Raw genomic sequence first — 14,069 nt, forward strand, 5'->3', positions numbered from 1 at the left:
AAGCAGCGTTAGTGCTTTTAGGCTATGAAAGTCCCGCTATCCGCTTCAAAGCCTCGGCTCGTACCTCACCTTCGGGTTTTATGCTGCTATCGGGTTTATTAACGATAAGGCACTTGCTTTTGGCTACACATACTACAGACCGTGAATTAAACTTTTGCGGTATCTTCCAGCGATAAATATCTTATTAGGATGGAAGGATCTCACGCCCCCAAGTTTAAATACGTTGGTTTTAACACCACAGACCTAAGTAAAATAAACCTGATAAAGTGGAAAGCCCGCATCCCGATTTTTCTTCGGGAGCGGACTTGGAGTGATAGCAGGACTGTTCTAACCAACACGGACTGACCCCTGATTTTCAAAATAAGATTAACTACATAAATCACCATGCATATTCGAAACCTGAGAGGTTTAAAAGAACCAACACGACAAATTTTCAGTATAATTCATTAATTATCAGCAATTTAGTCATTAAAAATAAAATCTTACCGACAAAATTTCCGATTATAAAATCAAAATTGATGTGGCATTTGTTTTGACCTTAAAGGGAATATGAACTTCAACAATTTTACCATAAAAGCCCAGGAAGCAGTTCAACAGGCTTCTGAAATAGCCCAAGGCAATCAGCAACAGGCTATTGAAACGGCACACCTGCTTAAAGGTTTGCTCACTGTTGATGAAAACGTGGTTTCTTACGTGTTAAAGAAATTAAACGTTAACCTAAATTCATTGAATCAAAACTTAGATGCAGAGATTGCCAAATTCCCGAAAGTGAGCGGCAGTAATGTCTATCTGTCATCTAATGCCAATAGCGTTTTGCAAAAAGCGCAAACATTTTTAAAAGAATTTAAAGATGAATTTGTGTCTGTTGAGCATTTATTATTAGGCATCTTAGCCGTTAACGACAGCACTTCGAAATTATTAAAAGAACAAGGTGTTAACGAAAAAGACCTTAAAAAAGCCATTGTAGAGCTACGTGGCGATAACCGGGTAACCGATCAAAATGCCGAAGCCACTTATCAGGCTTTAAGCAAATATGCCAGAAATTTAAACGAATACGCCGAGAGCGGAAAACTTGATCCGGTAATTGGCCGCGATGAAGAAATCCGTCGGGTTATCCAGATTTTATCCCGCCGGACCAAGAACAACCCTATTTTAATTGGTGAGCCAGGCGTGGGTAAAACGGCCATTGCTGAGGGTATTGCTTTCAGGATTATCAAAGGTGATGTACCCGAGAATTTAAAAAGTAAAGTGGTTTACTCGCTCGATATGGGATCGCTTATTGCAGGCGCCAAATATAAAGGTGAGTTCGAAGAGCGTTTAAAAGCCGTAGTTAAAGAAGTGACACAGAGCGATGGCGACATTATCCTCTTTATCGACGAGATCCACACTTTGGTGGGTGCCGGTGGTGGTGAAGGTGCCATGGATGCAGCGAACATTTTAAAACCTGCCCTTGCCCGTGGAGAGTTGCGCGCTATTGGTGCAACCACTTTAGATGAATATCAAAAATATTTAGAAAAAGATAAAGCCTTAGAGCGTCGTTTCCAGAAGGTAATGGTCGAAGAACCGGATACCCAGGATGCCATTTCGATCCTTCGCGGACTGAAAGAACGTTACGAAACACACCATAAAGTAAGGATTAAAGATGAAGCGATTATCGCAGCCGTAGAAATGAGTCAGCGGTATATCTCAGACCGTTTCTTACCAGATAAAGCCATAGATTTAATGGATGAGGCTGCATCGAAATTGCGTATGGAGATGGATAGTGTGCCCGAAAATGTGGATGCTTTAGACCGTGAAATTATGCGTTTAGAAATTGAACGCGAAGCGATTAAACGGGAAAAAGACGATAGAAAGGTCAAAGAACTTTCAGAAGAAATTGCCAACCTATCAGCAGAGCGTGATGAATTTAAAGCGAAATGGCAAGGCGAAAAAGACCTGGTAGATGCCGTAAATAACGAACTGGAGCAGATTGAGCACTACAAATTAGAAGCAGAACAAGCTGAACGTGCAGGAGATTATGGCAAAGTGGCCGAAATCCGTTACGGAAAAATTAAAGAAGCACAGGATAAAGTTGAGAAACTAAAAGCCGATTTAGAAAGCCAGCAAAGCGATAGCCGCATGCTTAAAGAAGAAGTTACCGCCGATGATATTGCTGGTGTGGTGGGTCGCTGGACAGGTATTCCGGTTACCAAACTGATTGCCAGTGAGCGCGAAAAATTACTTCACCTGGAAGAAGAATTACACCAGCGCGTAGCGGGTCAGGATGAAGCAATTGAAGCGATATCTGATGCCATTCGCCGTTCCCGTGCAGGCTTGCAGGACAAACGCAAACCAATCGGCTCTTTCATCTTTTTAGGTACTACTGGTGTGGGTAAAACGGAATTGGCAAAAGCCCTCGCTGAATTTTTATTCAACGATGAAAATGCCTTAACGCGTATTGATATGAGTGAATACCAGGAACGTCACGCCGTGTCGCGTTTAATTGGTGCGCCTCCGGGATATGTGGGTTATGATGAAGGCGGACAGTTAACCGAAGCCGTTAGGCGTAAACCTTATTCGGTGGTATTGCTTGATGAGATTGAAAAAGCACACCCGGATGTATTTAATATCCTGCTACAGGTGTTGGATGACGGACGTTTAACCGATAATAAAGGAAGAACGGTGAATTTTAAAAATACCATCATCATCATGACTTCCAACATTGGTGCACATTTAATTCAGGATAACTTCAAAAACTTAAGTGATGAAAACCGTGAGGAAGTAATTGCCAAAACCAAAAACGAACTGTTTGAAGTATTAAAACAAACCATTCGTCCGGAGTTTTTGAACAGGATTGATGAACTGATTATGTTTACCCCGTTAAACCGCAGTGAAATCAGAAATATTGTAAGCTTACAGTTTAAACATGTACAGCAAACACTGGCCGAGATGGGTATAGAAATGGATGCCAGCGACGAAGCTTTAGATTGGCTGGCACAATTGGGTTACGATCCGCAGTTTGGTGCGAGGCCGTTAAAAAGGGTTATTCAAAAGAGAATCTTAAATGAGTTGTCGAAAGAGATATTGGCGGGTAAGATAGATAAAGACAGCAAAATTAAATTGGATATGTTCGATCACAATTTTGTGTTCCTGAACCAAAACGCAGGTTAAAACATTCCAGATCAAATCCCACAGCTTAATTTCTGTGGGATTTTTTTGTTTAAAAAAGAACCTCACTAAAAGTAACTAACATGATAGTTCATTTTCTTGTTTTTTGTTTCAATAATGATTATTATTGATTACACACAAAAACACAAATAAAATGAAACCTAAATTAATCATCATGGCGCTGCTATGCGCCGTCAGTTGGCATTGTTATGCCCAAACTGAAAAAGGAACCGGCTTTGCTGGTTTAAGCCTGAGTTTTGGAACCTCAAAACAAAACAATTCGTCACCAAGCCTAAACACCTTCACCGTTACGCCTCGCGGAGGCTACTTTTTGGCCAATAACTTCGCCATAGGCCTGGAAATTCCTTTAAATCTTTCCAAACTCCGCGGCGAAAGTTATATCTCCTGGGATGAAGAAGATGGAAGATACGAAGATCGTTATGGTCCCAAAGAATTTAGCTTCGGCATCTCTCCCTTTGTACGCAAATATGTAGATGTAAAAGAACGTTTTAAGTTTTTTGTACAGGCCAATTTGCTTCTTCAGATTAATACCTTCAACAGGGTTGATGATCAAGGTTACCTCATCCGCACCGATGCACGTGCAAAAGGCTTTGGAGCCAGTTTAACTCCAGGGTTTACTTATTTGCTTTCTAATGATTCGAGCATAGATTTTTCATTTCCAATTTTAAGTTTCTTTCATCAAAATTATTATGCTGAAGAATCGTTGTACAACTTCGATAAGAAAAATAACCTGAGATTGGCACTCGATAACTTTACCCCTACTTTCACAATCAATATCCACTTCTAAGTTCACAGCTCATGAAAAATATATTCACCAAAATTTTAAGCGTAACGAGTATAAGCTTATTATTTCTTTTAAGCCTTTCCAATCAGGCAATTGCTCAGCGCTTTCGGGGCAAAATAGAATATTATAGCAGTGTATTCCCTTCTGAAAATGGAAAAATCAAATCTATCAATGGTACTAAAATTGAATATTACAATTCGGTTTTTAAATCGGAAGATGGAAAAGTAAAAACAATTGGCGATAAAAGAGTGGAATATTATAACAGTGTATTCCCCTCCGAGGATGGAAAAATCAAATCTATCAATGGTATTAAAATTGAATATTACAATTCGGTTTTTAAATCGGAAGACGGAAAAATTAAGTCGATTGGTAATATCAAATTTGAATATAATAACAACGGATCTCAAAAAAGTGATGGTAAGATAAAATCAATCCATAATGAAAATGATGATTCCGGATCAGAAGACGCATTAGACACCTATTACTTTATTGAAAGACTCAATTGTCAATAATTTACAACCTAATAAATGATGGAAGAGGCTGTATCATAATTATAGACTGTCATCCTGAGCCTGTCTAAGGACCTGTTTAAATACGCTTTAAGGTGTTTCGACTACTTGTCCCGATTCTTCGGGAAGCTCAACATGACAGCATCTTAAGTGAAATCGCATTTATGATACAGCCTTTTTTTTTATTTACTGACCTACAACGACTTAAAAATAAATCAACTAAATAATTAGTTTTTGTGTTTTTTTTATTCTATTATTGGATACACAAAAAAAACACAAACACAAATGAAAAAACAATTATTAGTTACGGCTATGGCCGTGGGTATCTCCCTATGCGGTTTTGCGCAAACAAAAGGAACAAACGCTTTAAGCTTTGGCATTAATACTACCACAAGCAAAAGTAGCGGTAACAACTACGAAACCAAATCAAAAAACAACTATTTCACACTTGGTTATGGCTTTTTCTTTAAAGACAATGATAAGATTGGCTTAGATTTAACCTATGGAACAAATAAAAATTCCTCGGGAAATAATAGCCACCAAGAGCAAAAAAGCTACGGCGGAAACCTAAGTTACCAACACTACTTCCCTCTTGTAAAAACCTTGTTTGCATATGCGGGCGGAAAAGCAGCTTATACTTATAGTAAAAACGATAATTTATATGACAGTAGTTATACCCCAATATCAGGCTATAAATCAAACCAATACGCTATAGGAGCCTATGGTGGTATTACCTGGTTTGTATCAAAAAGATTCGCCTTAGAAACAAGTTTGTTATCAGCAGATATCGTTTACAATAAAACAGAACAAAATGAGATTAATGCGAATAACTATTTTACAAAAAATGAATATACCTCATTCAATTTCAGCAGCCAAGGAGTTATCAACAACCTCGGCTTTAAGATCTATATCCTATTTTAACCTCCTCAACCATTAAAGCTTTGGCCCATCCCCTTAAAAAAGGATGGGCTTTTTTATTTCTTCTTTGTTTCAATATTCGGCAAGAAACCGGTTAGTAAACCGATTAAAGGCAGAAACGCACAAACATTAAATACATATTCGATACTGGTAGAATCAGCTAACTTCCCTAACAAAGCCGAACCAATACCACCCATGCCAAAGGCAAAGCCAAAAAACAAACCGGCCACCAAACCTACTTTTCCTGGAATCAATTCCTGCGCATAAACCAGAATTGCCGAGAACGCCGACGCCAAAATCATCCCGATAGGCACAATGAGCACACCTACCCAAAATAAACTGGCATGTGGCAGCAACAATGCAAATGGAGCAGTACCCAATATTGAAGCCCAGATTACATATTTCCGGCCTATTTTATCGCCTATTGGTCCGCCCAGCAATGTTCCGGCAGCTACCGAAAATAAAAACACAAATAAATAAATCTGCGAGGTTTGCACCGAAACATGGAATTTATCGATCAGATAAAAGGTAAAATAATTGGTTAAACTCGCCATGTAGAAGTATTTCGAGAAAATCAATAAGAGTAAGATACAAACAGAAAAGATCACCTTAGTTCTCGAAAATTGATTCACAACCGTTTGAATATTGATCTTTTTACTCCTCGAAAGCATAAATCCCCTGTACCAGTTGCCTACATAGGTTAAAATAATAATGGCCAAAAGTGCAATAACCGAAAACCAGATCACGCTGAACTGCCCGTAGGGAACAATAATCCAGGCAGCCAATAAGGGGCCTAAAGAACTCCCGGCATTGCCGCCCAATTGAAAAACAGATTGCGCCAATCCCCGCTTCCCTCCTGATGCAGCATGCGCCATACGTGACGCCTCAGGATGAAATATAGAAGAGCCAATGCCAATAAAACATACCGAAAGCAATATGGTGTAAAAATGGGTGGATTGTGAGAGCGAGATTAAGCCGATCAGCGTAAAACCCATGCCTGTAGCCAATGAGTATGGCTGAGGTTTTTTATCCGTGTATAAACCCACAAAAGGTTGTAGCAATGATGCGGCCAGCTGAAAGGTTAATGTAATTAGGCCGATCTGCGAAAAACTTAAATGATAGCTGGTTTTGATAATGGGGTAAATGGCAGGAATTAACGACTGTATGGTATCGTTAAGCAGGTGTGAAAAACTTAAAGCGAAAAGTATAGGGAAAACGGTTTTTTCAATAATGGAGGTGGTGGTGCTATTCTCAGTCATAACGGTAAATTATACCGTCAAAAATAGTGAATATAAATTTTTAAACTACACCGATTGTCCTTGCACAAACCAAACATTTTTATAAAGTTTTGGTTTTATAGCTATGGAAAAGAACAGAAAAATTGTTGGCTTATGCGGAAGTTTAAGAAAGGGATCGTACAATGCCATGCTGCTTAAAGTTGCAGGCAGTTTAATCCCCGAAGGTATCCACTTCGAAACAGTGGCTTTTGATGATATTCCTGTTTATAATGCAGACCTCGACTTGCCTGAAACAGAAGAAAGGCCTGCAAGCGTGACGAAATTTAGAGATGCCCTCGCTACAGCTGATGCTTTTATTATTGTTTCTCCTGAATATAATTATTCCATCCCTGGTGGACTAAAAAATGCCATCGACTGGGCCAGCCGTGGAAAAGATTCGCCCTTAATGCATAAACCAGTTGCCGTAATGGGCGCCACACAGGGCATGTGGGGAACGGTTAGAATGCAAACAGCATTTTTGCCTGTTTTTACCTTCCTGAACATGAATCCGGTTTTACAACCAGAAGTTTTAGTGGCCCAGGCGCAAAATAAATTCGATGCAGAGGGAAATCTGACGGATGAGAGAACCATCGGTATCATCAAAAAGAAAATAGAAAATTTAATTTCTGCCTGTAAAGTTTAATCCAAAACGGCAGCATTCCCCTATACAAAACCTGCCATTTGCGACAGTTTAAAATCTGACATTTATACAAAAAAAGTCAGATTGTCAATCTGTCATGCCTGAAAAATTAATCAGTTGATTAATTTTTGGTCACACGAAAATAATATTGACTTAACACTAAATTTATATCTCTTTATCAATTAGACAGTTGACCAAAAACTGATTTTTTGATGACGCTGACAAAGTTTTTTGGCACAAGTGTTGACTTTTATTCAAATATAGTCAGAAATTAAAAAAGTAAAATTGACTATATTTTTATAACAAATAAATAATAAAAAAGATGAAAAAACTATTATTATCTTTAGTAGCAGTAGCAGGTTTAGTTTATGGTGCACAAGCACAAACTGAAAAAGGAAATTTTATGTTAGGCGGTAATGTAGGTGTAAACTCTACAAAAGCAGATGGCGCTCCAAAAGCAGATTTCAGCTTTAGCGTATTACCAAGTGTTGGTTATTTTATTAGCAACAATTTTGCAATCGGTACTGGTGTTGGTTACGAATACAATAAAGAAGTAAGCAACAAAACTCAGGATGGTGCTTTTAAAGTTGCTCCATTCGGACGTTACTATGTTGGTTTATCTGATCAATTCAAATTCTTCGGACAATTATCAGTGCCATTGGCATTTGGTGAGTTAAAAGCAACTGATGCTAACGGCGATAACGCAGTTAAATTGGGTACTACGACTAAAATCGGTGTAGAACTTGCTCCGGGATTTGCATTTTTCCCAACCAAAAGAATCGGTATCGAACTTTCAGTTAAAGGTTTAAGTTATGAAAACTATACTTTAAAAGCTGAAGGTACAGGCGCTAAGTTAAAAACAAACACTTTTGGCTTAAACGCTGATACTTTTGCACCAAGATTAGGTGTACAATTCTACTTTTAATTCATTCTCCCTTAGGGGAAAATAATAAATGACTTTTTTTCAAAGAGCGTCCCGGTTTACCATCGGGACGCTCTTTGTTTTACTTCTTTTCTCTGATGGCTTTAAATTCAGATCCATCTTTCCATTTTGGATACGAATCTTCGTTACTGATGCGATAGCCCAAATCAAAAAGCATCCGAACATCTGCTACAATACCTGATAAATCCCATGTTTTGGCATCGAAATTATCCTGCGGCGAATGGTAACGGAATTTGGTAAAATCGGCTACCTGTTTTAATCCCCATGCCCTGCCGTTCTTAATGTTATCTACACCCGAACCAGTAAACAGTGAAGGCACACCAACCTTGGCCAGGTTAAAATGATCTGAACGGTAGTACAATCCTGATGATGGAACAGGATCGGGAACAATTACCCTACCCTGCTTTTTAGCCGCCTCGGCAGCATAATCTTCCAGTTCTGACTGGCCAAAACCATATACCACAACATCTTTGGTTTTACCGGCAATGCCCATCATGTCCATATTAATATTGGCTACGGTTTTAGCTAAAGGAAAGGTAGGATGTTTGGCATAATACTCTGATCCTAAAAGGCCTTGCTCCTCTGCCGTATAGGAAATAAATAAAATGGTCCGTGCGGGAGTTTTGGGTAGTTTTTTAAATGCTGATGCAATTTCGAATAAAGCAGCTACGCCAGTGGCATTATCAACCGCTCCGTTGTAAATCGAATCGCCCTGTATTTTTTCGCCCACGCCCAAATGATCCCAGTGTGCCGAATAAATAATCGCTTCATCTTTACGTTGATCACCGGGTATTTTAGCCAGAACGTTATAAGTAACTGATTTTTTGATGGTATTTTTAACTTTGAGTGAGGTGGTGATATCTAAATCGACAGCCTTAAAACCTTTTTTCCGGGCACTTAAAGCCAGTTGATCGAATGATTTCCCATCCATTGCAAACAGCTGTTTCGCCTTTTCTAAAGTAATCCAGCCTTCTACTACAGCCCTGCTCATGCCATTGTCTTCGCTTTGCAGCGTAAGTTTAGATTTCGACCAGCCACTGCGCACAACTGTCCAGGGGTAAGCTGCCGGTTCGGTATCATGAACGATAATAATTCCTGTAGCGCCCTGTCGTGCAGCTTCTTCAAACTTATAGGTCCATCTGCCGTAGTAAGTCATATTTTTGCCTTTAAATAAGGTCGAATCGGCAAAACCCGGATCATTAATCAGCACCACTACCGTTTTCCCCTTTACATCAAGGTTTGCATAATCATTCCAGCCATATTCGGGCGCCACAATACCATAACCCGCAAAAACCAGTGGTGAGTTACTTATGCTTACTTCATCTTGCACACGGCGCGTGCCAGCCACAAAATCGGTTAAATAATTGAGGGTTAAGGAAGCGGATTTCCCTTTAAGCACCATTTTATCTTCAGGTATGGATTTAATTTCCACCATGGGTACCTCCTGGAAGAAACTATCGCCATTGCCAGGCTGCAGGCCCAGTTTTTCGAATTGAGTTTTTAGATAATTAATGGTTTTGGTTTCTCCATTGGTAAAAGGCTTTCGCCCCTCTAAACTATCAGCTGCAATTACGGATAGATATTGGGTTAAACTCGAATCATTAATGGCTTTTATGGCTAAAGAATCGGCACCAACACTGTTATTTTTTGCACCTTGCTTACATGAACAAAAGAAAAGGAGTGCACAGCTGGGAAGTAGCAGGAGTTTTTTCATTTAAAGGATCGTTTTTAAATAATTAATCGCATTTGCTGAAAAATACGAAGAAATTGGGAACATTCTGTGTTTATCATCTTAAATCTGAGAACAAAACGCGCAAAAGAATCTCCCGCAGATCTCACAGATTTCCACAGAAAATGCTTATTTCTTAATCAGCTTAAATTTCTTTAACTGTTGCCCGTTTTTATTGATTATACCAACATAAACACCCGTTGATAATGCATTGAGCAAAAAGCGGTTTGAGCTTGTGGCCTTTTCTTCGAAAACCTTCTGCCCTAATATATTAAATAACAACAAACTATAATCTTCGAAAGATCCGCTCAGAATGGTTAAATAATCAGTTACCGGATTGGGATAGAAAGTAAATTCATTTTCCTTAAGGAACACTACCGAAACCAGATCGCTCTGTACCTGGCCGTTAGCCGTTTCGAAAGTAACGCGGTAAAACTGAATGCCCGCTTTTGGCTGATCATCGAAAATGGCATAATCAAGCTGATTCTGGACAGGTTTGGTTTGCTGTAATGCCGTGAAAGTATTAACACCCGTTTGTTTTTCCCAAATGATATTCTTTAAATCCAGGGTGCTTCCAATACTGAGATCAAGCCTTACTTTATCGTCGCTTACAGCGGCAGACAAACTCTTAACATAACAAGCAATGCCCTGCTGTGTATAATCTATGGTATAACTTTTTACGGCTGTAAAACCTAGACCATTTGCGGCCACAGCAAAATATTTACTATTAACCTTGTTTACATCAAGCTTAACAATGGTATCGGTTAGGGTTAACACCGGAGAAAGGATATTATCTACTATATTATATAACGTATAATCTTTTGCACCGGGCTGAGGGTTCCAGTTTAACACCACACCATCTTTACATACATAGCCAACTTTCAATATCCTTGGACTGGAAATAGTAAACGATTGGCTCAAAATTATATTTCCCTCTACCTCCATTTTGATCATGGCTTTAGTGAATAAATCAGGGGTACTCCAATGGTAAAAACCTTTGCTTAAATCGATCCCCGAGGCGATTGATTTCCAGGTAAGTCCATCATCATAACTCACCGATAAGTTTCCGGTTTTACTTGCGTAAGTATTCTCCCACCGGATGTAGTTATCTTCATTGGCGAAAAAGTATTCGTTTTTTTCCGGGCTGATGAAAGAAAAAGTGTTTTTGAATGTATAACGATAAGCCAGTGCAAAACGCTGGTTATTGCCTTGTGCGATCCTGTTACCCTTAACATGGATATTGTAAGCACCGGCAGCAGGATTATCGAGTGTAACCTGCTGAACGTTATTGATAAGATCGGCCTTACGCACCGCTGGCTTTGAGAGGGAATCTAAATGAGGAAAACTGCTTAACCCCCAGGGCAGCGTTAAATTTCCGGCAGGATTTTCGAGACTTAAATCTAATCCGTTCACCAAACTTTGTGCAGCATTTACAATTGCAGGAGGATCGTTCCAGGTCATGGTAAGTTTAACTTCGGCTACATTCGCTGGAATAGTCAACGGAATAAGCAGATCCTGATTTTTAGCCACCTCATATAGAGAAACCCTGTTTTCATCTAAAGTTTTTAAGGATTGGGCGACATTGAGTTTCCCGTATCCGTACACAAAATCAACCTGAGGTGTGCCCAAATCATCAGCCGAATTAATTACCGTTGCCCTGATCAATGATGCAGAAGGTGCTTTTTTATATTTCTGCTGGTAAAATTGTTCCAGCAAAGTAATCGATCCACTGGTAATCGCTGCAGAGCCAGATGTTCCATCCTCGCCAAGGGCAACAAGTTCGGGTTTTACACGACCATCGTAGGCAGGACCTTTACTACTTAGGTTTTCAGAAATATTTTCCCTGTTGATTCCACCTATTACCAATAAATTTTTAGCCTGTTTAAAATTGCCCGTTAAATTAGCGCGGGAGGTCATGCCCTGATAAACACCAACGGATGGCGTGCTTGTTCCCTTGTTCCCTGCAGAAAAAACATGAATCAAGGTATCGCTTTCAAAAATCTGTTTATCGTAGGCAGCAGCCTCCATACCATAATCGTTATCTATATCAGTACCGTAGGAATGGTTTTGAACTTTAATCTGAAGTTTATTTAAATCGGCAGCCAGGTCAGGCATGAGGTTAGCGAAATCGGAATAGGCAAGTTTGGCTTTAGGCGCTGCGCCCAGGCCACGGATAAAAGAGTTCCCGTTCCCCAGGGCTAAAGTAGCCATAATAGTGGCATGCGTAGTTGGTGTTTTACCAATCGTAGCGCCCGGAAGGGTTTTTCCCAATAAATCAAGATCAGCTGCATCATACATTCCTTCTTTAAACGAAACATTTATGCCTGTGCCATCAATACCGGGAAAAAGACTACGGGTATTAGAAATTTGGTTTAAACCCAGATCGATTCCGTTAACCACTACTTCCTCTCTCGCCACCGGCAGAACATCTGCGTATAAAATATCATTGAGTTCCAACAAAGCCATTAAATCGCCTGGCGACAGGTAAACCGAACAAATGTTATTGACATGATCGGTTGATTTTATCTTTAGGCCTGCAACAGCTTTTGGTAATGCATTTATATTTTTGAAGGCCAGCCTAACCAGGATAGAATCGTTCTTTTTAGTGCTTTTGTTTAATACCTTCATCAATCGATCACTCACCTTCCAAAGTCCGTTGGCTTGTTCTTGTGAAGCTATACTGTTAGAAAAGCGATCAATATTAGATCTATCGACGATAAAATAATCGCTTGCAAGCCGCTTTTTGGGCTTCAACAATTGAATTTCAGCCGCTGTTAAACTATGTTTGAACCGAACTAAAACAGGCTGATCGGCACTTAATTTTTGCAAATTGCCAGTTTTTGAAATATATTTTTCAAAAGATTTTTCTATTCCGCCAGGTTGTACCTGTGCTTTTAAACCCAGCACAGACAGACAAAAACATATAACTAAAAATACAGTATTGACTTTCAAAAATTATTTTATTATAAAATTTTGTTTACATCGATTATCTTCTCTAAATTAGGATTTATAAGGTAATCCACAAATTTTATTAACTAACTTATTCAACCTAAACTAATTTAATTCTAACCAAGATGAAAACAACAAAATTTTTATCGATTGCAGCAGTATGTTTTCTGCTCACTAACCTATACTCATGTAAGAGTAATAATACAGAAAATGCAGTAGAAGACAAAACTGATATCTCAGCAGACAAATTATCACAGATTAAATCGCTAGGCTTTAGCACCGACAATATCCGTAAGATAGATGAAGGCTATTTGGTAGAGGGCGATATTCTTTTAACTGACGACAACTTAGCTGAGCCTTCTACTGGTGCAAATTTAAACATTGCCGAAACTGAACAGTACCGAACCACAAACCTTGTTAAATCTTTACCACGGGTAATTACCGTTTCGGTAACCAATTTACCTCAGGTGTATAGCGACGCGGTTAACACGATGATTTCGAGATACAACTCGTTGGGTTTACGTATCACTTTCCAAAGGGCCAGCGCCGGAACAACCGGAAACATTAATGTTGTTGGCTTTAATGAAGGTCCAAGTGGAGGCTTTATTACCCTAGGCTCTGCAGGTTTCCCTACTTCATCAGGTAAACCTTTTAATCAGATCAGAATGAACACCAATGCAGCAGCCTATGGTGCCAATCCTAATTTATTGTATTTAGCTTCCGTGATCCAGCACGAAGTTGGCCATTGCATCGGTTTCCGCCATACGGATTATATGAACCGTGCCTTTAGTTGCGGTGCAAGTGGGGCAGGAAATGAAGGTGCATCGAATGTTGGTGCGATTAGAATTCCGGGAACACCTTCGAGTCCTGATGCGGGCTCATTTATGTTAGCCTGTTCTAACGGCGGTAATCGGACCTTCAATGCAAATGATGTAATTGCCGTAAATTACCTTTATAAATAAAAAATACCCCAAAGGATTACCTTAACAGATCAGAAGCCCCGAATTTATTCGGGGCTTTTTTTATACCACGGTATCACAGCACCTTTGCAATGTAAACAGTCAAAATTTGGAACACGGCACCAAATTAACCAAACCTGATAGCGCCAAATAGCTCCCGATTGGAGTAAATATTTATGATTTAAGAGGTCTT

The 14,069-nt window shown here is 39.4% G+C and carries 10 protein-coding genes; 7 read left to right on the plus strand and 3 right to left on the minus strand.

From position 1 onward, the window contains the following. Positions 1-549 precede the first annotated feature (549 nt). From CA265_12780 to CA265_12795, 4 genes are all read left to right on the plus strand, one after another. Positions 550-3,150 carry an ATP-dependent chaperone ClpB gene (locus CA265_12780; protein ID ARS40485.1) on the plus strand — a complete coding sequence of 867 codons (2,601 nt, stop codon included), beginning with the start codon at positions 550-552 and terminating at the stop codon, positions 3,148-3,150. A 124-nt stretch (positions 3,151-3,274) separates the two neighbouring features. Then, positions 3,275-3,955 carry a hypothetical protein gene (locus tag CA265_12785; GenBank protein ARS40486.1) on the plus strand — a complete coding sequence of 227 codons (681 nt, stop codon included), beginning with the start codon at positions 3,275-3,277 and terminating at the stop codon, positions 3,953-3,955. An 11-nt stretch (positions 3,956-3,966) separates the two neighbouring features. Further along, positions 3,967-4,464: a hypothetical protein gene (locus CA265_12790; GenBank protein ID ARS40487.1), complete on the plus strand. Its 498-nt coding sequence runs from the start codon at positions 3,967-3,969 to the stop codon at positions 4,462-4,464. Between the two features lie 282 nt (positions 4,465-4,746). Next, on the plus strand, positions 4,747-5,382 hold the full coding sequence (locus CA265_12795) for a hypothetical protein (protein ARS40488.1): 636 nt from the start codon (positions 4,747-4,749) through the stop codon (positions 5,380-5,382). Between the two features lie 53 nt (positions 5,383-5,435). Here the strand turns inward: CA265_12795 and CA265_12800 are convergent, their stop codons facing one another. Next, complete coding sequence (locus tag CA265_12800; GenBank protein ARS40489.1) at positions 5,436-6,638, minus strand: MFS transporter; 1,203 nt, start codon at positions 6,636-6,638, stop codon at positions 5,436-5,438. 103 nt (positions 6,639-6,741) lie between these two features. Between CA265_12800 and CA265_12805 the strand changes: the two genes are divergently transcribed. Continuing rightward, positions 6,742-7,299 (plus strand): NAD(P)H-dependent oxidoreductase, encoded by a 558-nt coding sequence (locus CA265_12805; GenBank protein ARS40490.1) that lies wholly within the window; start codon positions 6,742-6,744, stop codon positions 7,297-7,299. 319 nt (positions 7,300-7,618) lie between these two features. Beyond that, entirely contained in the window at positions 7,619-8,221 is a 603-nt protein-coding gene (locus CA265_12810; GenBank protein ARS40491.1) for a hypothetical protein, read from the plus strand. Between the two features lie 79 nt (positions 8,222-8,300). On the opposite strand, the gene CA265_12815 is transcribed toward CA265_12810, so the two are convergent. Together CA265_12815 and CA265_12820 are read right to left on the minus strand one after the other, a co-directional pair. After that, positions 8,301-9,953: a peptidase M28 gene (locus CA265_12815; GenBank protein ARS40492.1), complete on the minus strand. Its 1,653-nt coding sequence runs from the start codon at positions 9,951-9,953 to the stop codon at positions 8,301-8,303. Between the two features lie 144 nt (positions 9,954-10,097). Then, positions 10,098-12,875, minus strand: a complete 2,778-nt coding sequence (locus CA265_12820; protein ARS40493.1) for a hypothetical protein — start codon at positions 12,873-12,875, stop codon at positions 10,098-10,100. Positions 12,876-13,042: 167 nt separating this feature from the next. Here CA265_12820 and CA265_12825 point away from each other — a divergent pair, with 167 nt between their 5' ends. Further along, on the plus strand, positions 13,043-13,879 hold the full coding sequence (locus tag CA265_12825) for a hypothetical protein (GenBank protein ID ARS40494.1): 837 nt from the start codon (positions 13,043-13,045) through the stop codon (positions 13,877-13,879). Positions 13,880-14,069 lie beyond the last annotated feature (190 nt).

This window comes from Sphingobacteriaceae bacterium GW460-11-11-14-LB5, from assembly GCA_002151545.1.
Classification (GTDB): Bacteria; Bacteroidota; Bacteroidia; order Sphingobacteriales; family Sphingobacteriaceae; genus Pedobacter.